General features: G+C 71.2%; 21 protein-coding genes and 1 tRNA gene. 9 read left to right on the plus strand and 13 right to left on the minus strand.

Features of this window, described 5'->3' with window-relative positions; genetic code table 11:
- Positions 1–114 precede the first annotated feature (114 nt).
- Positions 115–1,269 (minus strand): 4-hydroxyphenylpyruvate dioxygenase, encoded by a 1,155-nt coding sequence (gene hppD / locus ACZ61E_RS15575; protein WP_469700159.1) that lies wholly within the window; start codon positions 1,267–1,269, stop codon positions 115–117.
- A gap of 148 nt (positions 1,270–1,417) precedes the next feature.
- On the opposite strand from hppD, the gene ACZ61E_RS15580 reads away from it, so the two are divergent.
- The 7 genes from ACZ61E_RS15580 (at position 1,418) to ACZ61E_RS15610 (ending at position 6,792) form a co-directional block, all read left to right on the plus strand.
- Positions 1,418–1,903 (plus strand): Lrp/AsnC family transcriptional regulator, encoded by a 486-nt coding sequence (locus ACZ61E_RS15580; RefSeq protein WP_469700160.1) that lies wholly within the window; start codon positions 1,418–1,420, stop codon positions 1,901–1,903.
- A 98-nt stretch (positions 1,904–2,001) separates the two neighbouring features.
- Positions 2,002–2,649: an ABC transporter permease gene (locus ACZ61E_RS15585; protein ID WP_469700161.1), complete on the plus strand. Its 648-nt coding sequence runs from the start codon at positions 2,002–2,004 to the stop codon at positions 2,647–2,649.
- Between the two features lie 55 nt (positions 2,650–2,704).
- Positions 2,705–3,958: an ABC transporter ATP-binding protein gene (locus ACZ61E_RS15590; RefSeq protein WP_469700221.1), complete on the plus strand. Its 1,254-nt coding sequence runs from the start codon at positions 2,705–2,707 to the stop codon at positions 3,956–3,958.
- Entirely contained in the window at positions 3,955–4,797 is an 843-nt protein-coding gene (locus tag ACZ61E_RS15595; protein ID WP_469700162.1) for an ABC transporter permease, read from the plus strand. Before ACZ61E_RS15590 ends, ACZ61E_RS15595 begins: the two co-directional genes overlap by 4 nt.
- Positions 4,798–4,805: 8 nt before the next feature.
- Positions 4,806–5,792, plus strand: a complete 987-nt coding sequence (locus ACZ61E_RS15600) for a glycine betaine ABC transporter substrate-binding protein (RefSeq protein WP_469700222.1) — start codon at positions 4,806–4,808, stop codon at positions 5,790–5,792.
- Between the two features lie 94 nt (positions 5,793–5,886).
- Positions 5,887–6,519, plus strand: coding sequence for an ArsR/SmtB family transcription factor (locus tag ACZ61E_RS15605; RefSeq protein WP_469700163.1), 633 nt, complete (start codon positions 5,887–5,889; stop codon positions 6,517–6,519).
- 84 nt (positions 6,520–6,603) lie between these two features.
- Complete coding sequence (locus tag ACZ61E_RS15610) at positions 6,604–6,792, plus strand: hypothetical protein (protein ID WP_469700164.1); 189 nt, start codon at positions 6,604–6,606, stop codon at positions 6,790–6,792.
- 102 nt (positions 6,793–6,894) lie between these two features.
- Here the strand turns inward: ACZ61E_RS15610 and ACZ61E_RS15615 are convergent, their stop codons facing one another.
- The 4 genes from ACZ61E_RS15615 to ACZ61E_RS15630 all read right to left on the minus strand — a co-directional run bounded on the left by ACZ61E_RS15615 (position 6,895) and on the right by ACZ61E_RS15630 (position 12,149).
- Complete coding sequence (locus ACZ61E_RS15615) at positions 6,895–7,692, minus strand: S16 family serine protease (protein ID WP_469700165.1); 798 nt, start codon at positions 7,690–7,692, stop codon at positions 6,895–6,897.
- Between the two features lie 67 nt (positions 7,693–7,759).
- Complete coding sequence (locus ACZ61E_RS15620; RefSeq protein WP_469700166.1) at positions 7,760–8,401, minus strand: IclR family transcriptional regulator; 642 nt, start codon at positions 8,399–8,401, stop codon at positions 7,760–7,762.
- 307 nt (positions 8,402–8,708) lie between these two features.
- A complete protein-coding gene (locus ACZ61E_RS15625; protein ID WP_469700167.1) occupies positions 8,709–10,493 on the minus strand; it encodes a DEAD/DEAH box helicase in 1,785 nt (594 codons plus the stop codon).
- A 201-nt stretch (positions 10,494–10,694) separates the two neighbouring features.
- Complete coding sequence (locus ACZ61E_RS15630) at positions 10,695–12,149, minus strand: MFS transporter (RefSeq protein WP_469700168.1); 1,455 nt, start codon at positions 12,147–12,149, stop codon at positions 10,695–10,697.
- A 169-nt stretch (positions 12,150–12,318) separates the two neighbouring features.
- Between ACZ61E_RS15630 and ACZ61E_RS15635 the strand changes: the two genes are divergently transcribed.
- A tRNA-Cys gene (locus tag ACZ61E_RS15635) sits at positions 12,319–12,393 on the plus strand.
- A gap of 96 nt (positions 12,394–12,489) precedes the next feature.
- Here ACZ61E_RS15635 and ACZ61E_RS15640 read toward each other — a convergent pair.
- The 6 genes from ACZ61E_RS15640 to ACZ61E_RS15665 all read right to left on the minus strand — a co-directional run bounded on the left by ACZ61E_RS15640 (position 12,490) and on the right by ACZ61E_RS15665 (position 20,596).
- On the minus strand, positions 12,490–14,799 hold the full coding sequence (locus ACZ61E_RS15640; protein WP_469700169.1) for a xanthine dehydrogenase family protein molybdopterin-binding subunit: 2,310 nt from the start codon (positions 14,797–14,799) through the stop codon (positions 12,490–12,492).
- Positions 14,796–16,358, minus strand: coding sequence for a (2Fe-2S)-binding protein (locus ACZ61E_RS15645; protein ID WP_469700170.1), 1,563 nt, complete (start codon positions 16,356–16,358; stop codon positions 14,796–14,798). The genes ACZ61E_RS15640 and ACZ61E_RS15645 overlap by 4 nt, the downstream gene beginning before the upstream one ends.
- On the minus strand, positions 16,355–17,251 hold the full coding sequence (locus tag ACZ61E_RS15650) for an FAD binding domain-containing protein (protein WP_469700171.1): 897 nt from the start codon (positions 17,249–17,251) through the stop codon (positions 16,355–16,357). The genes ACZ61E_RS15645 and ACZ61E_RS15650 overlap by 4 nt, the downstream gene beginning before the upstream one ends.
- 307 nt (positions 17,252–17,558) lie before the next feature.
- A complete protein-coding gene (locus tag ACZ61E_RS15655; RefSeq protein WP_469700172.1) occupies positions 17,559–19,205 on the minus strand; it encodes a beta-N-acetylhexosaminidase in 1,647 nt (548 codons plus the stop codon).
- Positions 19,206–19,466: 261 nt separating this feature from the next.
- On the minus strand, positions 19,467–19,769 hold the full coding sequence (locus tag ACZ61E_RS15660; protein ID WP_031231446.1) for a DUF3039 domain-containing protein: 303 nt from the start codon (positions 19,767–19,769) through the stop codon (positions 19,467–19,469).
- Positions 19,770–20,035: 266 nt separating this feature from the next.
- Positions 20,036–20,596 (minus strand): YqgE/AlgH family protein, encoded by a 561-nt coding sequence (locus ACZ61E_RS15665; RefSeq protein ID WP_078077097.1) that lies wholly within the window; start codon positions 20,594–20,596, stop codon positions 20,036–20,038.
- 285 nt (positions 20,597–20,881) lie between these two features.
- On the opposite strand from ACZ61E_RS15665, the gene murA reads away from it, so the two are divergent.
- Entirely contained in the window at positions 20,882–22,222 is a 1,341-nt protein-coding gene (murA, locus tag ACZ61E_RS15670; RefSeq protein WP_078077096.1) for a UDP-N-acetylglucosamine 1-carboxyvinyltransferase, read from the plus strand.
- Positions 22,223–22,321: 99 nt separating this feature from the next.
- Here the strand turns inward: murA and ACZ61E_RS15675 are convergent, their stop codons facing one another.
- Together ACZ61E_RS15675 and ACZ61E_RS15680 are read right to left on the minus strand one after the other, a co-directional pair.
- A complete protein-coding gene (locus ACZ61E_RS15675; RefSeq protein ID WP_003954777.1) occupies positions 22,322–22,603 on the minus strand; it encodes an HU family DNA-binding protein in 282 nt (93 codons plus the stop codon).
- Positions 22,604–22,873: 270 nt separating this feature from the next.
- Positions 22,874–24,307 carry an NAD-dependent malic enzyme gene (locus ACZ61E_RS15680; protein ID WP_147875536.1) on the minus strand — a complete coding sequence of 478 codons (1,434 nt, stop codon included), beginning with the start codon at positions 24,305–24,307 and terminating at the stop codon, positions 22,874–22,876.
- Between the last annotated feature and the right edge of the window lie 67 nt (positions 24,308–24,374).

Genomic DNA, 24,374 nt, shown 5'->3' on the forward strand with positions numbered 1-24,374 from the left:
AAAAAGAAAAAGCAGCAGAAACACACAAAACCCCCCCAAACCCAAAACCACCCCCCCCCCCCCCCCCCCCCCCCCCCCCCCCCCCCCCCGCCCCGTCATCCGACGCGCCGCGCGTCAGAGGTTGCCGCGCTTCTCCTGCTCACGCTCGATCGCCTCGAACAGGGCCTTGAAGTTGCCCTTGCCGAAGCCCATCGAGCCGTGCCGTTCGATCATCTCGAAGAACACGGTCGGCCGGTCCTGGACCGGCTTGGTGAAGATCTGGAGCAGATAGCCGTCCTCGTCACGGTCCACGAGGATCTTCAGCTCGCGCAGGGTCTCGACGGGCACCCGCGTCTCGCCGGCCCACTCGCCGAGCGTGTCGTAGTACGAGTCGGGGGTGTCGAGGAACTGGACACCGGCCGCCCGCATCGCGCGCACCGAGCTGACGATGTCGTTGGTCGCGAGCGCGATGTGCTGGACCCCGGCGCCGCCGTAGAACTCCAGGTACTCGTCGATCTGCGACTTCTTCTTCGCGATCGCCGGCTCGTTGATCGGGAACTTCACCTTGAGGGTGCCGTCGGCCACGACCTTCGACATGAGGGCGGAGTACTCGGTGGCGATGTCGTCGCCCACGAACTCCTTCATGTTGGTGAAGCCCATGACCTTGTTGTAGAACGCCACCCACTCGTTCATCCGGCCCAGCTCGACATTGCCCACGCAGTGGTCGACGGCCTGGAAGGTGCGCTTGGCCGGGGGCGCGACCATCGGCGCGGCCTCGGTGTAGCCGGGCAGGTACGGGCCGTCGTAGCGGGTCCGCTCGACCAGGGTGTGGCGGGTCCTGCCGTACGTGGCGATGGCGGCGAGGACGACGGTGCCGTTCTCGTCCTTGACCTCGTAGGGCTCCTGGAGGCCGGTGGCGCCGTTCGCGGTGGCGTAGGCGTACGCGGCGCGGGCGTCCGGGACCTCGATGGCGAGATCGATCACACCGTCGCCGTGCTCGGCGACATGGTCGGCGAGGAAGCGGCCCCAGTCGGTGGACGGCTTGATGACGGACGTGAGGACGAATCGGGCCGAGCCGTTCGTGAGCACGTAGCTCGCGGTCTCACGGCTGCCGTTCTCCGGGCCCGAGTAGGCGACCAGCTTCATGCCGAACGCCGTCGAGTAGTAGTGCGCCGCCTGCTTGGCGTTGCCGACGGCGAAGACGACGGCGTCCATCCCCTTGACGGGGAAGGGGTCGGCGCCGCGCGCGGTGGCCGGGGCGGAATCGAGGTGCACCGAAGTATCTGCCATGACGGAAGCGTCTCGCCGTTCCACAAGGTGCGCAACAGTTCACGCTTTCACTGGTCATTCTGTACAGCGGGAGGCGAGGATGACCGGACCATCTGCACAGGATGACCACCGACCGGTGCAGCCACCATCAACCGCCCCGGGAGGCGCCGTGACGATCGACGGACTGGACGGCAGGCTCATCGCCCTGCTGGCACGGGAACCGCGCATCGGGGTTCTGGAGGCGTCGCGCAGGCTGGGGGTGGCGCGCGGGACCGTACAGGCCCGGCTGGACCGGCTCCAGACGAACGGCGTCATCCGCGGATTCGGCCCGAACGTCGATCCGGCCGCTCTCGGTTACCCCGTAACGGCGTTCGCAACCCTGGAAATCAAACAGGGTCAGGGTTCCGATGTCCGAGCCCATTTGAGCAGCGTTCCAGAGGTCCTCGAACTGCATACCACCACCGGAACGGGGGATATGCTCTGCCGACTCGTCGCTCGTTCGAACGCCGATCTTCAACGGGTGATCGACCGGGTTGTCGGTTTCGAAGGGATTCAGCGGGCTTCCACGGCGATCGTCATGGAAAACCCCGTTCCACTGCGGATCATCCCCCTGGTGGAACAGGCCGCGCAGGACACCGACGGTGACCGGCTGTGACCGGCCGGCCGTGGCCGGACGAGTGCGCGACCCGTACGACCCGAACGACCTGATCGGCCGACCGGCTGACCGGCTCCGCCCCCACCGAGAGGAGCGCCGTGGACTTCTGGGACTATCTGGCCAACCGCCACCAACAGCTGCTCACCGACTCGTTCCAGCACGCAAGCGCCGTCTTCCAGTGCATGGTGATCGCCACCGTCCTGGGTGTCGTCATCGGCGTGCTGACCTACCGCAGCCCCTGGGGCGGCAATCTGGCGGTCCTCTCCACCGCGTCCATCCTGACCATTCCCTCACTGGCGGCCATCGGCCTGCTCATCCCGCTGGTCGGTCTCGGTGTCGCGCCCACGGTGATCGTCCTGACGCTGTACGGGCTGCTGCCCATCGTCCGTAACGCCGTGGTCGGGCTGCGCGGTGTCGACCCCGATCTGGTGGACGCCGCCAAGGGCATCGGCATGTCACGTACCGCCCGGCTGCTCAAGGTCGAACTGCCGCTCGCCTGGCCGCCGATCCTCACCGGGATCAGGGTCGCCACACAGATGCTGATGGGGATCGCCGCCATCGCCGCGTACGCGTCGGGGCCCGGCCTCGGCAACGAGATCTTCCGCGGCATCGCCTCGCTGGGCAGCGCCAACGCGATCAACCAGGTGCTCGCCGGGACGATCGGCATCGTCATCCTCGCCCTGCTCTTCGACGCCGCGTATGTCCTGCTCGGCCGACTCACCATCCCGAGGGGGATCCGTGTCTGATACCGCTGACCCGAAGACGGCCGAGGCGGCCGGCAGCAGCTCGCGAGGTGCCGCGATCGTCACACCGAACGGCGCCGCGGGGGGCGCCGGTTCCACGAGCGGTGCCACCATCCGGCTCGACGGCCTGACCAAGCGCTATCCGGGCAGCCCGAACCCGGCCGTCGACGACGTCTCGATGGAGATCAAGGCGGGCGAGACCGTCATCCTGGTCGGCCCCTCCGGCTGCGGCAAGTCGACCACCCTCAAGATGATCAACCGGCTGATCGAGCCCTCGTCGGGGCGGATCAGGATCAACGACGAGGACGTCACCGACATGGACCCGGTGAAGCTGCGCCGGCAGATCGGGTACGCGATCCAGTCCTCCGGCCTCTTCCCGCACATGACCGTGGCCGAGAACATCGCGCTCGTACCGAAGATGGTCGGCTGGTCCAAGTCGGGCGTGAAGGACCGGGTCGAGGAGATGCTCGATCTGGTCGGGCTCGACCCGCGCGAGTTCCACGGCCGCTATCCGCGGCAGCTCTCGGGCGGCCAGCAGCAGCGGGTGGGGGTGGCGCGGGCACTCGCCGCCGATCCGCCCGTCCTGCTGATGGACGAGCCGTTCGGTGCCGTCGACCCGATCACGCGCGACCATCTCCAGGACGAACTGATACGTCTCCAGCACGAGTTGCACAAGACGATCGTGTTCGTGACGCACGACTTCGACGAGGCGATCAAGCTCGGCGACCGGATCGCGATCCTGCGGGAGCGTTCGCACATCGCGCAGTTCGACACCCCCGAGGCGATCCTCACCAACCCCGCCGACGACTTCGTGTCGGGCTTCGTCGGCGCGGGGGCGGCGCTGAAGCGGCTGAACCTCACGCGGGTACGGGACGTGGAGATCGCCGAGTTCCCGACGGTGACGGTCGAGGACCCGCTCCAGTCGATCTTCAACAAGCTGAACAGCGGCCCGCACAACGAGCTGCTGATGCTGGACCGGAAGAGCCGCCCGTACAAATGGCTGCGCCGCGGCGACCTGTCGCGGGCCAAGGGCTCGCTCGCCAACGCGGGCCAGCTGGTGCACGACACCGTGACCAGGGACGCCACGCTCCACGACGCGCTGGAGGCGGTCCTGACCGACAGCGGCGGCCGGGTCGCCGTGACCGGCAGGCGCGGCGAGTACATCGGCGTCGTCGACATGGAGACGCTGATGACCTCCGTCCAGGAGATGCTGGAGGCGGACCGGCTCACCGCCTTCGAGCACCAGCACGAACTGGCGGAACAGCGCCGTGAGCGGACCGGGCAGGAACCGCGGGGCGGTGCGGACGCATGAGTGCTCCCGCGCAGAAGCGGCGCCCGCCGGGCGAGTACGACGTCAAGGGCCACGCGTTCCGGGACGAGGAGTCGGAGCCGGCCGCGCCGGCCGGGGCCCCCGAGCGCCGGATCACCCGGACCAAGCTGCTGACGGTGCCCGCCGTGATAGCGGTCTCCCTGCTCCTGACCTACGCCTGGATCACCAATGTCCCGCTCGACTCGATCGCGAAGAACTCGCTCGTCGGCGGCAATGTGCGGCTGCGCCTGTGGCAGCACATCGAACTGACCGCGATCTCCACCTTCTGGGTGCTCGTCATCGCGATCCCCCTCGGTATCGCCCTGACCCGGCGCGGTCTGTCCAGGGCGGCGCCGGCGGTGACCGCCGTCGCCAACATCGGACAGGCGACGCCCGCCCTCGGACTGCTGGCGCTGCTGGTGATCTGGCTGGGCATCGGGCCGTCGACGGCGATCATCGGCATGGTCATCTACGCGGTGCTGCCGGTGCTCGCCAACACGGTGGCGGGGCTCAGGGCCATCGATCCACAGCTGGTGGAGGCGTCGCGCGGCATCGGGATGTCGCAGTTCGGGACCTTGACCAGGGTCGAACTGCCCCTGGCCGTACCGCTGATCCTGGCGGGTGTACGGACGGCGCTGGTGCTCAACGTGGGCACGGCGACCCTGGCGACCTTCGGCGGCGGTGGTGGGCTCGGTGACCTGATCACCTCGGGCATCCAGACGCAGCGCATGCCGGTCCTGGTCCTGGGCTCGGTGCTGACGGTGACGCTGGCGCTGCTGATCGACTGGCTGGCCTCGCTCGTCGAAGTGGCCCTCACCCCGCGCGGACTGGAGGAGCGCTGATGCGCACCATGCGATACGGCCACCGGAAGCTCGTGACGGGCGGGCTGGCGCTGCTGCTGAGCGCGGCCACCCTCGGCGGGTGCGGCCTCAAGAGCGGCTCACCGATGGTGGACGACGTCGTCCCCGGCTCGGTCGGCCGGGGAGAGCCCCTCAAGGGCGCCTCGCTGACGGTCACGTCGAAGAACTTCAGCGAGAACATCATCCTCGGCCAGATGATCGGCCTGATATTCAAGGCGGCGGGCGCGGAGGTCGTGGACCGGACGAACCTGCCGGGCTCGATCAGCGCACGCGAGGCGATCGTCAAGGGTGACGCCGACGCGATGTACGAGTACACGGGCACGGCCTGGATCACCTACCAGGGCAACACGAAGCCGATCGTCGACTCGGACGAGCAGTGGGCGGCGGTACGGGACGCGGACCGCTCGCACGACGTGAGCTGGCTGTCGCCGTCCACGCTCAACAACACCTACTCGCTGGGCATCAGCAAGCAGAACAACGCCAAGTACAAGCTCAAGACGATGTCGGACGTCGCCGCGCTGTCGAAGAAGGAGCCGGGCGCGGTCTCGATCTGTGTGGAGAACGAGTTCGCGTCGCGGGACGACGGACTGCCGGGCATGGTGAAGGCGTACGGGATGAAGATCCCCGCGTCGAGCGTGAAGAAGATGGACGCCGGCATCATCTACACGCAGGTGTCGAAGTCCAACTCCTGCCTGGTGGGCGAGGTGTTCACGACCGACGGCCGGATCAAGTCGCTGGATCTGGACACGGTCTCCGACGACAAGCGCTTCTTCCCGAACTACAACGCGGCGCCGGTCATCCACAGTTCGACGTACGAGAAGTACCCGGAGATCGCGGATCTGCTCGACCCGCTGAGCAAGCGGCTGAACACCGGGATCGCGCAGGAGCTGAACGCGAAGGTGGACGTGGACGGCCAGGACCCGCACGAGGTGGCGAAGGACTGGCTGATCGAGGAGGGCTTCATCAAGGCGGGCTGAGCCCCGGAGCCGGACGAACACGGTACGACGCATGCAAAGAAGTGGTTGCAAAGGAATCCTTGCAACCACTTCTTTGCATGTCTACGATGAGGGCATGTCCGAGAACCCGTCCTCGAACCCGTCCGCGGAACCCGCCGCCGCCGAGCGGACAGCCCGCACCCTGGACCCCCGCTCGCTGCGCGGTCTCGCCCACCCCCTGCGGATGCGGCTGCTGGTGACCCTGCGCCACCACGGCCCGGCCACCGCCTCCCAGCTGGCCGAACGGCTCGGCGAGTCGAGCGGCGCCACCAGCTACCACCTGCGCCGGCTCGCCGAGCACGGCTTCGTCGCGGACGACCCCGAGCGCGGCAAGGGCCGGGAGCGCTGGTGGAAGGCCTCGGACTACGGCGTCATGATCGACGACACGCTGCACTTCGACCCCAGCCCCGAGGTACGGGGCGCGCTCAACACCTTCATGCACGAGGTCGCCTCCATCCACGGCCAGGAGGTGAGCACCTGGCTCGGCACCATGCACGACTGGCCGAAGACCTGGGCGACCAAGGCCGACCTCAGCGACTTCACGCTCCGGCTCACCCCCGAGCTGCTGGCCGAACTGGACGGCCGGATACACGACTTGATCGCCAGTTACACCGACCGTGCCGCGTCCGAGGACGACGAGTCCGTGGCCCAGGTACGGATCCATCTGCACGCTTTCCCGCAGAAGCAGCTCGACCGGCCGGACGTCTGAGCACCTGCCACCACCCGTCACCCGCCGCTTTCACCCGGCACCACTCCCCCGCCCGGGAGTCGGTGCGCGAAGGGACGATTTGTCATGCCATTTTCTGACGTGCACCTCCATCTGCACTCCCTGCACGCCGCCGACCTGCGCGCCGAGGCCGCGGCCCACCACCGCCCCACCGGCCCCGGCCCCGGCCCCAGGGTCCGACTGGGCTGGCTCCTCGTCGAGTTGGGCCTGCGACTGGTCGACCGCCCCGCACGCCCCCGCGTCCGTCCCGCGTGAACGCCGCACCGCGACGCCGGTGACGTACGCACGAACGCCTTCCCGAGGGCCCCACACGGCGCCGCGGCCGGGTGGCCGGGTGGAGGTGGGGTCCTGCCGGGGTCAGCAGTCCGGGACCTCGCCCCCCTGCTCCAGCGCCTTCAGCGACGACACCGCGCCCTTCAGGGTCCTGACCGGGATCAGCCGCATGCCGTCGGGGAGTTCGGACCGCGCGTCCGCGCACTCCGCCGCCGGGACGAGGAAGACCGTCGCGCCGTCGCGACCCGCGGCCTGTGTCTTGAGCGAGACCCCGCCGACCGCGCCGACCGCGCCGTCCGGGCTGATCGTGCCGGTGCCCGCGATGTCGCGGCCGCCCGTGAGGTCGCCGCCCGAGCCGTCGCCGTCGAGCATGTCGACGATGCCGAGCGCGAAGAGGAGGCCCGCGCTGGGACCGCCGACATCGGCGAGATGGAGGGTGACGTCCACGGAGTCCCGCTCACGGCCGAGCTGGCCGAGTGCCGCGTCCACGGCGGAGTTCTGCGACTTCACCATCTCGTCGGTGTTGTGCTGCTGGATCTCCTTGTCGGACTGGCCCGCCGGGTAGACGGAGTCGCGCGGCAGCACGGCGCGGTCGGTCCGGATCCAGCCTTCGAGGACGTCACCGAAGTCGACGTCGGCGGACGGTCCCGTCGCCAGGATCGTCGTCATCCGCAGTTGTCCCGTCGTCTCGCGGGTCTGCGCGCCCCTGATCGAGATGACGGGTGTGCCCTGGTAGTCGTCCAGGACGTTGGCCGTCAGGCCCGGCTGGGCCACCGCGTACGGCAGCGGTGCGACCCCGACGACGACGAGCAGCGCGGCGATCGGGACGGCCGAGAGGGCGAGAGTGCGGGGGCGCGAGAGACCGGAGAGACGAGAGAGCACGGCGCCAATCTATCCGCCGCTCCCGGGGCACCCGAAACCCCCGGTGCCGGACCGGTGCGGGGCCGGCTCAGCGCAGCGCGTCGGCCACCTCGCGCGCGGCGTCGACCACGCGCGGCCCCACCCGCTCCGGCACCGAGTCGGCGAGCATCACGACGCCCACGCTGCCCTCGATACCGGTCACCCCGACGAGCGCGGCGGCGGCGCCGCTCGCGCCGGCCTCCAGTTCGCCGTGGGTCAGCGTGCACCGCGCCTCGGTGTGCGGGCCCTGCCGGGCCGCCAGGATGGCCTTGCCCGCGGCGCCCCGGTCCAAGGGGTGCCGGAAACCGGCGCGGTAGGCGACGTGGTAGTCCGTCCAGGTCGGCTCCACGACGGCCACGGCCAGCGCCTCGGCGCCGTCGACGAGCGTGAGATGGGCGGTCGCGCCTATGTCCTCGGCCAGTGAGCGCAGCGCGGGCAGTGCCGCTTCCCGTACGAGCGGATGCACCTGGCGCCCCAGCCGCAGCACCCCCAAACCCACCCGGGCGCGTCCGCCGAGATCACGGCGCACCAGCGCGTGCTGTTCCAGGGTGGCCAGGAGACGGTAGACGACGGTGCGGTTGACGCCGAGCTTGTTGGACAACTCGGTGACGGTCAGCCCGTGGTCGGTGTCGGCGAGCAGTTTGAGGACGCGCAGTCCCCGGTCGAGCGTCTGGGAGGTCTCCGCGGTCACGACGCCCCTCTCCTTCGGAGTTTCGGAGTGAGCCGCCAGGCAGGCCATGGCGCACCGGCTGCGCTCCGTGGCGGTCCCTGCCACGGCGCGTATGTGTTGCCGGGACATTAGCGATCCGTACCGCTCAGCGGAAGACCTCGTCCAGAATCCGGTCATGGGCGGTCAGTTGCTCCGCGTTCGCAACCGAACATGCACAGAAAAGGTACTCCCACTGACCATTCATGTGATTTCCCATGAATGGACGCGCGTAGAAAAGCCTCCCGGACGCCGCGACGGCGTCCGGGAGGCTGAAAAAGGCCCTTCGCGCTCAGCGCATTCGGGTCGCCCATTCCTGAACTTTTCTGATCCGCTCGCGGAGTTGGCCGCCCGTGGCCTCCGCGCTCGCCGGGCCGCCGCACACCCGGCGCAGCTCCGTGTGGATCACCCCGTGCGGTTTGCCGCTCTGGTGGACGTACGCGCCGACCATCGTGTTGAGCTGCTTGCGCAGTTCGAGCAGTTCCTTGTGGGAGACGACGGGGCGCCGGTCGGCGGGCAGCTCCAGCAGGTCCGCCTCGGAGTCCGGCTTCTTGCGGCTGTGCGCGATCTGCCGGGCCTGCCGCTTCTGGAGCAGCATCTGCACCTGGTCGGGCTCCAGGAGGCCGGGGATACCGAGGTAGTCCTGCTCCTCCTCGCTGCCGGGGTGCGCCTGCATGCCGAACTCGGCGCCGTCGTACAGCACCCGGTCGAAGACCGCGTCGGACTCCAGCGCCTCGAAGGGCAGCGTGTCCTGCTCGCCGGTGTCCTCGTCCTCCTGGCGCTCGGCCTCCGCCATCTCCTTCTCGGACTCGGCGTACGGGTCCTCCTCGCCCGCCTTCTTCGGCTTGTCGAGGACGTGGTCGCGCTCCATCTCCATCTCGTTGGCGAAGCCGAGGAGGCCGGGGATGGTGGGCAGGAAGACGGACGCGGTCTCGCCGCGCCGCCGGGAGCGGACGAAGCGGCCGACGGCCTGCGCGAAGAACAGGGGTGTCGCGATGGTCGTGGCGTAGACGCCGACCGCGAGCCGGGGGACGTCGACGCCCTCGGACACCATGCGCACGGCGACCATCCAGCGGTCCTGGCCCGCGCTGAACTCGTCGATGCGCTTGGAGGCGGTGGCCTCGTCGGAGAGCACGACGGTCGCCTTCGTCCCGGTGATCTCACGGACGATCTTGGCGTAGGCGCGCGCCGAGTCCTGGTCGGTGGCGATGACCAGCCCGCCCGCGTCCGGGATGGACTTGCGCACCTCGCTGAGCCGGCGGTCGGCGGCGCGCAGCACGTTGGGCATCCACTCACCGCGCGGGTCGAGCGCGGTGCGCCACGCCTGTGAGATCGCGTCCTTGGTCATGGGTTCGCCGAGCTTGGCGGCGATCTCGTCACCGGCCTTGGTGCGCCAGCGCATGTTGCCGCTGTAGCTGAGGAAGATGACGGGGCGCACGACGCCGTCGCCGAGCGCGTTGCCGTAGCCGTAGGTGTAGTCGGCGGACGAGCGGCGGATGCCGTCGTCACCCTCCTCGTACGCGACGAACGGGATCGGGTTGGTGTCGGACCTGAAGGGCGTGCCGGTCAGCGCGAGCCGCCTGGCGGCCGGTTCGAACGCCTCCAGACACGCCTCGCCCCAGGACTTGGAGTCGCCGGCGTGGTGGATCTCGTCGAGGATCACCAGGGTCTTGCGCTGCTCGCAGCGGTTGCGGTGGAGCATGGGGCGTACGCCGACGCCCGCGTACGTCACGGCGACCCCGTGGTACTCCTTGCTCAACGGCCCCGCGCTGTAGTCCGGGTCGAGCTTGATCCCTATCCGCGCGGCGGCGTCCGCCCACTGCTTCTTGAGGTGCTCGGTCGGCGCGACGACGGTGATCTGCTGCACGACGTGGTGGTGCAGCAGCCAGGACGCGAGGGTCAGCGCGAAGGTGGTCTTCCCGGCGCCGGGGGTCGCGACGGCGAGGAAGTCGCGCGGCTGGTCCTGGAGATATCGCTCCAGCGCCTTCTCCTGCCAGGCGCGCAGCTTGTTGGCGGTGCCCCAGGGCGCGCGGCCGGGGAAGGCGGGTGAGAGGTGGTGGGAGGCGGTAGTAGTCACGGTCTCCGGTTCGCGGACGCTCGGGTGCACGGACTGCACGGCTGTGCCGGGCTCAGATACGACAACCGGGCCACCCTACCGGCGGCCCGTCCCGATACTCGTCCGGCGTCGCCCCGGCCGGCCAGGTGCGACCGGGGTCACACCCTGTCGTGCGGGGGGGCGCGGCCGGAGTGCGATCCCGCAGCCCCCCGGCGGTACCGGTCAGCGCGTCCGTACCCTCGTCGCCACCCACACCCCCGCCAGGGCCACCGCGGCCATCGGGAGGAACACCGCGGCGAACGCGGCCGGGTGGGACGCGTCGGCCGAGGCGAGGTCGTGGGCGCCGACCGCGCCGCCGCCCAGGGCGGCGAACGCCGCGCCGCCCGCCGCCAGCAGCAGGACGTTCGAGAGGCCGTCGGATATCTGGAGCGCGGCGGAGTTCGTGCCCGCCTCCTCGGGAGGTGAGAGCTTCAGCAGCAGCACGCTCGTCGACGCGATCACCGCGCCCATGCCGAGGCAGCCGACCGCCCACGCGACGCCCACGATCCAGACGGGGACCGACGCGATCAGCACGCTCGGCGCGGCGGCGATGGAGGCGGCGACCAGCGCCATGCCGCCCATCAGCAGCCGTTCGCGGTGCGGCTCCATGCGGGGGCGGGACTGGATGTACGAGCCGAGGGCCCATGTCGCGCCGCCGACGGCCAGCGAGAGGCCCGCCAGCGTCGGTGACAGGCCCCGCTGGGTGACGAGCATCAGCGGTACGAAGCTCTCCGCCGCGATGAAGGAGCCGGCCGCGACACCGCGCAGCAGGACGACCGACGGCATGCCGCGGGCGGCGCGGTAGGTGCCGGGCGGCAGCAGGCCGAGGACGGCGGGCACGATCAGCGCGGCGCCGGCCGCGCCGGGCAGCAGGGACCACCAGCTGAGGTCCTGGCCCGCGTACTGGAGCAGACCCGCGCCGAGCGAGATCGCCAGCGCGAGCCGGATCCGGCGCCGGTCGAAGGCCGGCAGGGGCCCGGCGTGGTCGGCGGGCCCGGCCGCCATCTGCCGGACCGCGGGCAGCGCGGTCGCCAGCGGCAGCACCACCAGTACCGGGATGCCGATGAACACCCAGCGCCAGCCGAGGTGTTCGGTGACGGTGCCGGAGGCGAGCGGCCCGACGACCGAGGGGATCACCCAGCTCGCCGCGAACGCGGCCATGATCGCGGGCCGCAGCCGCTCCGGGTAGGCGCGGCTGACGACGACGTACAGCGCGACGATGACCAGTCCGCCGCCGAGCCCCTGGACCGCCCGGCCCGCGATGAACAGCCACATCGCGCCGGCGGTGCCGGAGAGCAGCAGTCCGGCCGCGAAGGCCGTGATGCCGGTGACCAGCGGCCGGAGCGGGCCGCTGCGGTCGGCCCACTGCCCGGAGAGCACCATGGCGAAGAGGCTGGTGGTGAAGTACGCGGAGAAGGCGAACGCGTACAGCGAGACGCCGCGCAGTTCGCGGGCGGCCACCGGCATCGCCGTACCGACCGCCGTGGCCTCGAAGGCGATCAGCAGGACGACGCAGATGATGCCGATGCTGAGCGCCCGGTGGGTCCTGCCGAGGATGCCGTCGCCGCCGGGGTCGAGCGCGAGTTTCGGGGTGGGTGTCGCGGGTGGGGCGGCGTCGCCCGGTTCGAGGGCGGTCATGGCATCAGGGTAAGGGGCATGGACCTGTGTGAACCCTGTCGCTGGTCGCGGCGGGACTGGTCCCTTGGTCGTACGCCCATGAACGCCGTGTGGCAGTCGTGTTGCGGGGTGCGCCGGTCCCTTGAGGGCTGCCCGCCGACCCGCCTACGGTCGGTGCGAAGGTACGCACGGCCGTGTGCCCGAGTGGTTCAGGGGCTCGACTGCAAATCGAGTTACGTGGGTTCGATTCCCGCCACGGCCTCCAGAGGAAGCTCTCTCCCGGCGGCAGTCCCCCGCTCTCGCCCGCTCCCCCGCCGACGGGCCGACGCGCTCGCGCCCCCGCCCGTCGGCCGGGCGCCCGTCACGCCCCCGCCGTCACGACCGCCGACTGCGGCCTGATCGGCAGCCTGTTGACCGGCCGCCCCGTCGCCGCGCGCACCGCCGCCGCCACCGCCGCCGGGGAGGCCACGACCGGCGCCGCGCTCGCCGGCTTCGCGCCGAACGGAGCCACCACGTCGCGCTCCTCGACCAGTTTGACGATCCGGATGTCGGGCGCGTCCAGGGACGTCGGCAGCGCGTAGCCGGTGAGGTCGGGACGGCGCACCAGACCCCGCGTCGTACGGAGGTTCTCGGTCAGGGCGGCGCCGATGCCCTGGGTGACGCCCGCCTCGATACGGGTCGCGAGTTGCGCCGGGTTGAGGACCCGGCCGACGTCCTGCGCGACGGCCATCTCCACGACCCGGATGGAGCCGAGTTCGATGTCGACGTCCACGACCGCGCGGATCGCGCAGAAGGCGAGGCCGACGAACGCGTCGCCCTGGCCCGAGTCGTCCAGCGGTTCGGTGGGGTGCGGGCGGCACTGCGCGGTGGCCCACAGCTCCTTGCCGTCCATCGCCTCGGTGACGGTGGTCGACAGCACCCCGTCGTAGGAGGTGATCTTTCCGTCGGTGATCTGGAGCAGCTCCGTCGACATGCCGAACTTGTGCGCCAGCGGCTGGAGGAGCTGCGTACGGACCATCTTCGCCGCGCGCTCGACGGCGCCGCCCGAGACCCAGGTGTGGCGGCCGTGCGTGGCGGGGCCGGCCGGGGGCTGGTCGGTGTCGACCGAGGCGACGTGGACCTCCTCGACACCGAGCGTCTCCTGGACGATCTGGCGGGCCAGGGTGGAGAAGCCCTGCCCGGTCTCGACGGCCGCGCAGATGACCGTGGCGACGCCGTCGTGGACCTTGACGGTGGCCGTGGAGACCTCGTCGGCGCCCTCGGCGCCGAGCATGTGGACCATCCCGAGCGAGTAGCCCACGCCGCGGCGTACGGCGCCGGGCTCGCCCGCGCCCTCGGGGCCGCCGGGCAGCAGCCAGGACGACTCGGGGATGTCCTTGGGCAGCGCGGGGAGCGGGAAGTCCCTTACGGCGCGCAGCAGTTCGGCGACGGGCGCCGGGCAGGTCACGGTCTGCCCGGTGGGCAGGATGTCGCCGGTCGCCAGCGCGTTGCGCAGGCGCAGTTCGGCCGGGTCGATGCCGAGCTTGGTGGCCAGTTTGTCCATCTGGCCCTCGTAGGCGGCGCAGACCTGCATCGCGCCCTCGCCCCGGACATGGCCCGACGGCGGGTTGTTGGTGCGCACGGCCCAGCCCTCGATGAAGGCGTGCGGGACGATGTAGGGGCCGCAGGCGAACGCCACGGCCGCCGCGAGGGATTCGGACGAGGCGTCCGCGTACGCGCCCGCGTCGAGCAGGATCTGCGCCTCGACCTTGACGAGCCGGCCCTCGCCGTCGGCGTGGTGGCGGTAGCGCAGCAGCGTCGGGTGCCGGTGGGCGTGGCCGAGGAAGGACTCCTCGCGGGTCGCGGCGAGCTTCACCGGGCAGCCGGTGCGCAGCGCGAGCAGGCCGAGCGGGATCTGGAAGCCGGGGTCCTCGCGGTCGCCGGTGGCGCCGGGGACTCCGGTGACGACGACCTTGACCTGGTCGGGTTCGAGACCGAAGCAGGCGGCGGCCAGATCGCGGTCGGTGTGCGGGTCGGTGGAGCCGGTGTAGATCTCCACGCCGCCGTCGGGGCGCGGTACGGCGAGTCCCGCCTCGGCGCCGATGGGGGCGGGGTCCTGACGGCCGATGCGGTACAGGCCCTCGACGACCACGTCGCCGGTGAGGTCGGGGTCGCCGTAGCGCAGCGGGATGTGGCGGATCAGATTGCCGTCGGGGTGCAGCGGCTCCGCCTCGAACGCCTTCTCCGGGTCGGTGACGGGGTCGAGGACCTCGTACTCGACGGCGATGGCGGCGGCGGCCATCCGGGCCGTGTCGGGGTGGTCGGCCGCGACGGCGGCGATGGCCTCGCCGTGGTGGCGTACGACCTCCGAGGCGAAGACGGGGCGGTCGGCGACGAGCCGTCCGTAGGAGGGGTCGCCGAGGACGTCGAGATGGGTCACCACGGCCCGTACTCCCGGCATTTCGGCCGCCGCGCTCGTGTCGACCGACAGGATCCGCGCGTGCGGGTGCGGTGAGCGCAGGAGCGCCGCCCACAGCAGGCCCTCGGCCCAGAGGTCGGCGGCGTACGGGAACGTGCCCTCGGTCTTGGCGCGGGCGTCGGCCGGTGGGAGGGAGGCACCGAGACCCAGCGCGGGCGCCTCCTGCCGGGGGCCGTCGAGCGCCTGGGTCTCGGTGGCCGCGTCCTTGCTCACGCCTTGCCTCCGTCGTGCGGGTCGAGAGGTGCGGGGTGGGCGCCGCCGGCGCCCGGTGGTGCCTGGTGCGGGATGCGGGCCTCGTCGGCGGCCTCGGCGCTGGCGGCGCGTTCGGCGACGACCTCGGCGACGGCGTCGAGGACGCCCCGGTATCCGGAACAGCGGCAGAGGTTGCCGCACAGCGCCTGGCGGGTCTCCAGCTCGCTGGGGTCGTGGTTGCCCTCAAGGAGGTCGTGGACGGTCATGGCCATGCCGGGGACGCAGAAACCGCACTGGACGGCGCCGCAGTTGGCGAGGGCGCGCTGGACGTCGGACGGTTCGCCGTCGGAGGCCAGGCCCTCGACCGTACGGACCTCGGAACCGGCCGCGGTGGCCGCCGGGACGAGGCAGGAGGCGACGAGCCGGCCGTCGACCTGGACGTTGCAGGCACCGCACTCGCCCTGCGAGCAGCCGTCCTTGGCGCCGGCGAGGCCGAGGCGCTCGCGCAGGACGTAGAGCAGGGACTCGCCGATCCAGGCGTCGGTGACGGGGCGGTCGGCGCCGTTCACGCGCAGCACGTAGGAGTTGGCGGGGTGTTCGGCGCTGTCGTTGCTGCTGCTGAGGGGGGCGGGCTCGGGCGTGGGCTCCGGTGCCGACTCCGCGGGAACGCCGGTCGCGGCTTCCGCTTCCGTCGCCGTACCGGCGTCCGCGCCGGTCTCCGGGCCGGTGCCCCCGTCGGCCTCCGGGTCCGCGCCGGCTGCCGCTTCGCCGTCCGTCCCGGTCCCGGTCGGGGCAGCCGCCCCGGCGCCGGGCTCCTCGTCCGTGTCCGCCGCGGTCACCGGCGCGGGTGCCTCGGCATCCTCGTCGGGCGCGGTCCGCAGCGGCTCCTCCGCAACGGGTTCCGGAGCCGGCTCCGGTTCCGGTTCGGGTTCGGCTTCCGGTTCGGGCGCCCAGGGGGCGCGCGCGCCGCCCGGGAGCGTGGCGGGCGGGGCACCGCCCGACCACTGCGAGGTGATCGGCACCGACGTGGTGAACTCGCCCGATTCGTCCGGAAGATCGTCCGTGACGACCGGGATCACCCACTGCCCGGTGAGCTGCGACGCGGGCTCCGGCTCCGTGCGCCCGTCCGCGGCACCGTCGCCGGCCGTCTCCGCGAAGGACCACTGGCCGGTCGCCTGCGGGTCGTGCGGCGCCTCCGGGCCGACGGCCGCGCCCGGGTGGTACGCGTGCGGATGGCCCTGCCCGTACCCCTGGCCGTAGCCCTGTCCGTAGCCGTAGGGATCGGGCTGCGTCTGCGCGGTGTGCGGGGCCCACTGCCCGATGTCGGCCGGTCCGCCGGGAGCCACCGCGCCGTCCGGCTGCCGCTGGTCGATCGCCGGTGGTACGTAGCCGTGTCCGGGCGCCGCCAGCGGCGCGTCCCGCCCGTCCTCGGGTGGCAGCTGTACGAACGCGGTCGACTCGCCGTCGTACTCACCGCCCTGCGGGATCGGCTGCCACGAACCGCGCTCCTGCGGATACCCGTACGCGTGGGCCTGACGCCCCTCCGGATTCCCGGAGTTCTCGTTCTCGTCGGTGGTCACGGCAGCGCCCTCCCCAGTGCTCGTCGAGCCAGCGTGGCGACGGTACGCCTCAGGTGCAGTACGGCGGGCGGCAGGGCGGGCGGCTCGCTCCCGTCCGCCTCCGGGGCCGGGTCGGGGATACAGGCCGCGGCGACGTATTCGCCGAAGGCCGCCAGCGCCTCGGGCGCCAGCCCCCGGTCCGCGTCCCAGTCGATCAGCGAGGCGATCCAGCGCTCGGCCTCCAGCGGGCGCAGCGGCATCGGCGCGATCGCGCCGACCGCGCAGCGCACACCGCGGCGCGCCGGGTCGAGCACGACGGCGACGGAGGCGGTGGCCCGGCCGGGGCCGGTGCGGCCGGTGGCCTTGAGGTAGACCTGCGGGGCGTGCAGCAGCGGTACGCGGACGAAGCCGATGAGTTCGGCGGGCGCCAGCATCTCGCGGCCCGCCAGCAGGTGCGAGACGGGGATCTCGCGGCGCGCGCCGTCGGGTCCCGCGATGACGAGGTCGGCCTCCAGGGCCGCCAGGACGGGCAGTGAGTCGCCGGTGGGGGCCGCGGTGGCGATGTTGCCGCCGAGGGTGCCCGCGTTACGGATCTGGGGCGGGCCCGCGGCGCGCGAGGACGCGGCGAGCGCGGGGATGAGGGCGGCGAAGTCGGGCCGCCCCATGCGCGCGTGGGTGAGTCCGGTGCCCAGCAGGGCGTGTCCGTCCTGGTAGTGCCAGCCGCGCAGTTCGCTGATCCGGCCGAGTCCGACCAGGCCGGCCGGCCTGAGCAGGCCCTTGTTGACGGCGGCCATCAGATCGGTGCCACCCGCGACGGGCACGGCGGCAGGCATGGCGCTCAGTGCCGCCACGGCCTCGTCGAGCGAGACCGGCAACGTCACGGACTGCGCGGTCCGCGGTGCGTGCGTGGTCAACCCAGCTGCCCCTTCCCGGTGTCCCGGCTGTCCGCCTGTGTTGGCCGTACCGTACGTGCTCACAGGGCGGACTAGGCAACTCTGGCACATCTTCCGGGCCCGCCGGTCCGAGGGTCCACGAAGGGCGTATCCGCCCCCGAAAGAGAGGAAGATCCGCCTTCACGGCTCTTGACCGACACATACGGAATGCCATTCTTCGGCACCCATGTACGACTTAACGGTACGGACAACCCTCGCCGGGGGGCGCACGATTCACCGGATTCATGGTCTCGGCCCGACGCGCGGGGGCACGCGCGCCGGCGGGGACTCACCTGTTCGGGGGCGGCCCCTCGATCGGGCGTCCGAGGCTCGCGGAGTCCCCGTTCGGCGCCGGGCGCCGCTGCCAGGGCAACGGGCCGCCGGGCGGCCGGTAATCGACCCCGAGGGCGTCAAGGCGCTTGTAGTGCGCGGTCATTCGCCGTTCGAAGTCCGTGAAGTCACGGTCCGGGGACACGGGCAGGGCGGACCAGGCGACCTCGGCGAACGCGCAGAGGCGCGGGAAGAGCTGGTAGTCGACACGGGACCGGTCCTGCATCACCTCGGTCCACACATTGGCCTGGGTGCCCAGGACATGGGCGGCGTCGGCGCCGGTCAGCTCCGGCGGCACGGGCTCGAAGCGGTAGACGTCCTCCAGTGTGCGGACGTATCCGATGGGCATCGGCTCGTCCGGGCCCCCCGCCTGCCGGTGGTCCAGGTAGACCTGCTGCTCGGGGCACATGACGACGTCGTGGCCGGCCTTGGCCGCGGCGATCCCGCCGGCGTACCCGCGCCAGGAGGAGACGGCGGCGCCGGGCGCGAGCCCGCCCTCCAGGATCTCGTCCCAGCCGATGAGGCGTCTGCCGCGTGCGGAGAGCCAGCCGTCGAAATGCCGGATGAACCAGGACTGGAGCTCGTCCTCGTCGGCGAGGCCGAGTTCACGGATCCGCTCCTGGGCGGCGGGCGAGCGCTTCCACTGGTCCTTGGGGCACTCGTCGCCGCCGATGTGGATGAACGGCGAGGTGGCGGCCGGGAAGAGGTCGAGCAGCTCCTCGAAGACGCCCTCGAAGAACCGCAGGGTGTTCTCGGAGGGCGCGAGCACGTTCGGGTTGACGCCCCAGGTGTCCCAGACCTCCAGCGCCGAGGTGTCGACGACATCGGTGTTGCCCAGCTCCGGATAGGCGGAGATGGCGGCCTGCGAGTGACCCGGGATGTCGATCTCGGGGACGACGGAGATGTGCCGCTCGGCGGCGTACGCGACGATCTCGCGGATGTCGTCCTGGGTGTAGTAACCGCCGTGCGGCTTCTCGTCCCAGATGTCCGAGAACCGGTGTCCGTACTTGGTCCTCGACCGCCACGCGCCGATCTCGGTCAGTTTCGGGTACCGCTTGATCTGGACGCGCCAGCCCTGATCGTCCGTGAGATGGAAGTGGAAGACATTGAGCTTGTGCGCGGCCATCAGGTCCAGGAAGCGCAGGACGCCGTCCTTGGGCATGAAGTGCCGTGACACGTCGAGCATGACGCCGCGCCAGCCGAAGCGGGGCCGGTCCTCGATGACCTGACGGGGGATCTCCTGCCGTACGCCGGGTGACAGGGGCGCCCGGCGGAACGCCTTGGGACCGAGGAGCTGACGGAGCGTCTGGGCACCCCAGAAGACCCCGGCCGCGCTGCCGCCGTGGATCTCCGCGCCCCACTCGGCGGTGATGTCCAGCCGGTACTCCTCGGGGGCCATGGACTCGTCGATCCGCAGCGAGACGGCGTTGCTGCCGCCGGGCGGGCCGGGGGCGAGCGGAAGCCCCAGGGCCGCCCCGAGGGTGGCGCGCAGCCAGCGCTCGGTGCCCTCGGTCCCGGGGGCCGCCCAGAGCGTGGTGGCCGAGTCGGGGACGAAGCCGCCGCTCTGCGGGCCTTCGACACTGACAGGCGCCGGGATCAGGTCCATTCGTCAGTCCTCAGTCCTCGTCGGTCGGCTGGCATATGCCGGAGTCATTGGGTCGTCGGGCGTCCAGGCTGGACACTAGGCCCGGCCCCGACGAACGGACAAGTGGTCTCGACCAATCGGTGACCAGGCACACGTGTACCCACCCGCCGCTCGCGTACCACCCGTCTACCCACTCGCGGCCCGCGAACGCGAACGGCCCCGGGGCGCGAGAGAACGCGCCCCGGGGCGATCGGGCCAGCCGGGCGGCCGGGAACCGGGCTGTTAGCTCTTGCCCTTGCCGCTCTTGTCCTTGCCGCCCTTGTCCTTGTCCCCACCGGGGCCCATGGACTCGTAGATCTCCTTGCACATCGGACAGACCGGGTACTTCTTGGGGTCGCGCCCCGGTACCCAGACCTTCCCGCACAGTGCCACCACCGGAGTGCCGTCGAGGGCACTCGCCATGATCTTGTCCTTCTGGACGTAATGGGCGAAGCGCTCGTGGTCGCCGTCGCCGTGCGACACCTTCGGTGTCGGCTCCACGAGGGTGCCCGTACCTGCCCCGCGCTCGGGCTCAAGAGTGCTCATAACCGTCAAGGGTACCCACGACCGCGCCATCCCGAGGGCCACGGCCCCGAGCACTCCGCGACCGGCCGTTCACACGCCGCGCGAACACGGCCGTACGGGGGCGCCGGGCGCCGCCACGGTGCCGCCCGCGCGCCGCGAAGCGGCACCGGGACACCGGCGGAAATCAGACACAGCGGTGCCGGGCGGCTCCGGCGGACGGACGGCCGCCGGCGTCCGTGACCCGGGGGCGGGCCGCGCGCGTCCGCCGAAGCCGCCCGCGCGCCCGGTCAGTTGAGCGAGGGGTCGTCCGGATAGGTGGCCACCATGGCGAGTTCGCTGCGCTGCCGGCGCAGCACCGCGCGCCACAGGCTCTCGGGGCGCGGCGACGACACGTCGCCGGGCTCCGACTCGACCACGTACCAGGCGCCTTCGGTCAGTTCGTTCTCCAGCTGGCCCGGCCCCCAGCCCGCGTACCCGGCGAAGATCCGCAGCGAACCGAGCGCCCGCGCGAGCAGTTCGGGCGGTGTCTCCAGGTCGACGAGGCCGATCGCGCCGTGCACCCGCCGCCAGCCGAGCGGCCCCTCGTCACCGGGGATGACGGCGAGACCGAGCGCGGAGTCGAGGGAGACCGGGCCGCCCTGGAAGACGACTCCGGGGTCCCCGGCGAGATCGCCCCAGGACTCCAGGATGTCCCCGACGTCCACCGGGGTGGGCCGGTTGAGGACCACGCCGAGTGAGCCCTCCTCGTCGTGGTCGAGCAGGAGCACCACCGCGCGGTCGAAGTTCGGATCCGCCAGGGCCGGAGTCGCGACGAGCAGCCGCCCTGTGAGCGAGGACACCTCGGTCATGCGAGACATGATCCCGCACATTGGCCTTCATTGGGGCCCGCGCGGCAGAGTGGGCGTGATCGCAGCTCAGGCGCACGGCGGCACGGGGAGCGCAGGGACGCGCCGCCACCCGGACCGAAGTGGACACGGACCGAAAGGTAACTCATCGCCACGAACGGCGAACAGAAAGTGTTCTGTCACCTCCCCGACGGCTCCGGGACGTCCGATGCCTTACGGGAGAGGGGCCCGAGCCCCTTACCCTTTTGCTTTGGCCCCCTGTCCGACGACTCCCGGAACGCGAGATTCATGACCGGCACAGACGATGTAATGCTTGTCCACGGCGGAACCCCGCTGGAGGGCGAGATCCGCGTCCGCGGCGCGAAGAACCTGGTGCCGAAGGCCATGGTCGCCGCCCTGCTCGGCAGCGGGCCCAGCAGACTGCGCAACGTGCCCGACATCCGTGACGTACGGGTGGTCAGGGGGCTGCTCCAGCTCCACGGCGTGACCGTCCGCCCCGGCGAGGAACCGGGCGAGCTGGTCCTCGACCCGTCGCACGTCGAGAGCGCCAACGTCGCCGACATCGACGCCCACGCGGGCTCGTCGCGCATCCCGATCCTGTTCTGCGGCCCGCTGCTGCACCGTCTCGGCCACGCCTTCATCCCGGGCCTCGGCGGCTGCGACATCGGCGGCCGGCCCATCGACTTCCACTTCGAGGTGCTGCGCCAGTTCGGCGCGACCATCGAGAAGCGGGCGGACGGTCAGTATCTGGAGGCCCCGCAGCGGCTGCGCGGCACGAAGATCCGGCTGCCGTACCCCTCGGTAGGCTCGACGGAGCAGGTGCTGCTGACGGCCGTCCTGGCCGAGGGCGTCACCGAGCTGTCGAACGCCGCCGTGGAGCCGGAGATCGAGGACCTGATCTGCGTGCTCCAGAAGATGGGCGCGATCATCTCGATGGACACCGACCGGACGATCCGCATCACCGGCGTGGACAAGCTCGGCGGCTACAACCACCGCGCCCTGCCGGACCGTCTGGAGGCCGCCTCCTGGGCGTCGGCCGCGCTGGCGACCGAAGGCAACATCTATGTGCGCGGGGCCCAGCAGCGGTCGATGATGACGTTCCTGAACACCTTCCGCAGGGTGGGCGGCGCGTTCGAGATCGACGACAAGGGCATCCGCTTCTGGCACCCGGGCGGCCCGCTGAACGCGATCGCCCTGGAGACCGACGTGCACCCCGGTTTCCAGACCGACTGGCAGCAGCCGCTGGTCGTGGCGCTGACGCAGGCCGCGGGCCTGTCCATCGTCCACGAGACGGTGTACGAGTCGCGGCTCGGCTTCACCTCGGCGCTCAACCAGATGGGCGCGCACATCCAGTTGTACCGGGAGTGCCTGGGCGGCTCGGACTGCCGGTTCGGCCAGCGCAACTTCCTGCACTCGGCGGTCGTGTCGGGCCCCACGAAGCTCCAGGGCGCCGATCTGGTCATTCCCGACCTGCGCGGCGGCTTCTCGTACCTGATCGCGGCGCTGGCGGCGCAGGGCACCTCCCGGGTGCACGGCATCGACCTGATCAACCGCGGCTACGAGAACTTCATGGAGAAGCTGGTCGAACTGGGCGCGAAGGTCGAACTGCCGGGCCGCTCACTGGTCTGACGTCCCCTCCCGTCCCCCTGCGACGTGAGCACGTGAGCACGTGACAAGGGCGGTCACCCCGACAGGGGTGACCGCCCTTGTGCGCTGCCTCGGGGGGTGTTACTTGCCCTTGGCGGCTTCCTTGAGCTTGGAGCCCGCGGAGACCTTCACGCTGTAGCCGGCCGGGATCTGGATCGGGTCGCCGGTCTGCGGGTTACGAGCGGTGCGAGCGGCACGGTGGGTGCGCTCGAAGGTCAGGAAGCCGGGGATGGTGACCTTCTCGTCGCCCTTGGCGACGATCTCGCCAACGGTCTCGGCGAGGGCGGCCAGCACGGCGTCGGCATCCTTGCGAGTCACCTCGGCGCGGTCGGCCAGGGCGGCCACCAGCTCACTGCGGTTCATTTTGTTACTCCCGTGTTCTTCTTGCGTGTGAGGCGTGAGATCGAAGCCGATGCTGCCAGGACCCTCTGACAGTCCCTGTGACCGGGTCTGTCGTTCAGGTCTTCGCGCCCCAGTGGGGTATCCCCTGGACATAGTCCTTGAGAAAGCATCCTGCCCCCACCAGCGGCGGGAAAGCGAATCCGGGCCCTGAAACCCCCTTGGAGCAGCGGGCTCATGGTCCGCCACCCTAGAGGTGGGTGCACGGTGCCGCTCATCGCGACGCGCCGGGCGTCAGACGGACGTGGCGCCTGTCACAACGTCACCCGCGGCCTTGGCGGCGGACCTCACGGCGCCCGCGACGGCGCCCGCGACCTTGTCGTTGAAGACCGAGGGGACGATGTAGTTCGGGTTGAGTTCGTCACCCGTGACGACATCGGCGAGGGCCGCGGCGGCGGCGAGCATCATGTCCGTGTTGACGGCGCGCGACTGCGCGTCGAGGAGGCCGCGGAAGACGCCCGGGAAGACCAGGACGTTGTTGATCTGGTTGGGGAAGTCGGAGCGGCCCGTGGCCACAACTGCCGCTGTCTCACGGGCGATTGCCGGGTCGACCTCGGGGTCGGGGTTGGCCAGCGCGAAGACGATCGCACCGTCCGCCATGGCCGCGACGTCCTCGCCGCCCAGAACGTTGGGGGCCGACACGCCGATGAACACGTCGGCGTCGACGACGGCCTCCTTGAGGGTCCCCGTGACACCCTCCGGGTTGGTGTTGTCGGCGATCCAGCGCAGGGGGGACTCGGCCGCCGCGGACACCAGGTCGGCGCGTCCGGCGTGCACCACTCCGTGGATGTCGGCGACGACGGTGTGCTTGACACCGGCCGCGATAAGAAGTTTGAGAATCGCTGTACCGGCCGCACCCGCGCCGGACATGACGACCCGTACGTCACCGATCGCCTTGCCGACCACGCGCAGGGCGTTGGTCAGCGCGGCGAGCACCACGATGGCCGTGCCGTGCTGGTCGTCGTGGAAGACCGGGATGTCCAGGGCCTCGCGCAGCCGCGCCTCGATCTCGAAGCAGCGGGGGGCGGAGATGTCCTCCAGGTTGATGCCCGCGAAGCCGGGGGCGATCGCCTTGACGATGGCGACGATCTCGTCGGTGTCCTGGGTGTCGAGGCAGATCGGCCAGGCGTCGATGCCGGCGAACCGCTTGAAGAGGGCGGCCTTGCCCTCCATCACGGGCAGCGCGGCCATCGGGCCGATGTTGCCGAGGCCCAGCACCGCGGAACCGTCGGTGACGACCGCGACGGAGTTGCGCTTGATGGTGAGCCGGCGGGCGTCCTCGGGGTTCTCCGCGATCGCCATGCAGACCCGGGCCACACCCGGCGTGTAGACCATGGAGAGGTCGTCACGGTTGCGGATGGGGTGCTTGGACTGCATCTCGATCTTGCCGCCGAGGTGCATCAGGAACGTACGGTCGGAGACCTTGCCGAGGGTGACGCCCTCGATGCCCCGCAGTTCCTCGACGATCTCGTCCGCGTGGCTGGTGGAGCTGGCGGCGATCGTGACGTCGATCCGCAGCTTCTCGTGGCCGGACGCGGTGACGTCCAGGCCGGTCACCGAGCCGCCGGAGGACTCCACGGCCGTGGTCAGCTGGGACACCGCCGTACCGCTCGCGGGCACTTCCAGCCGGACCGTCATCGAGTACGAGACGCTTGGCGCCGTTGCCATGACCGTGTTCCTCTGCTTTCCCTGGCTTCACTTGCCGCACCGCCTCGCGCCTGGCGTCCGGCGGGAC

It is taken from the genome of Streptomyces sp. NPDC104581, from assembly GCF_055583685.1.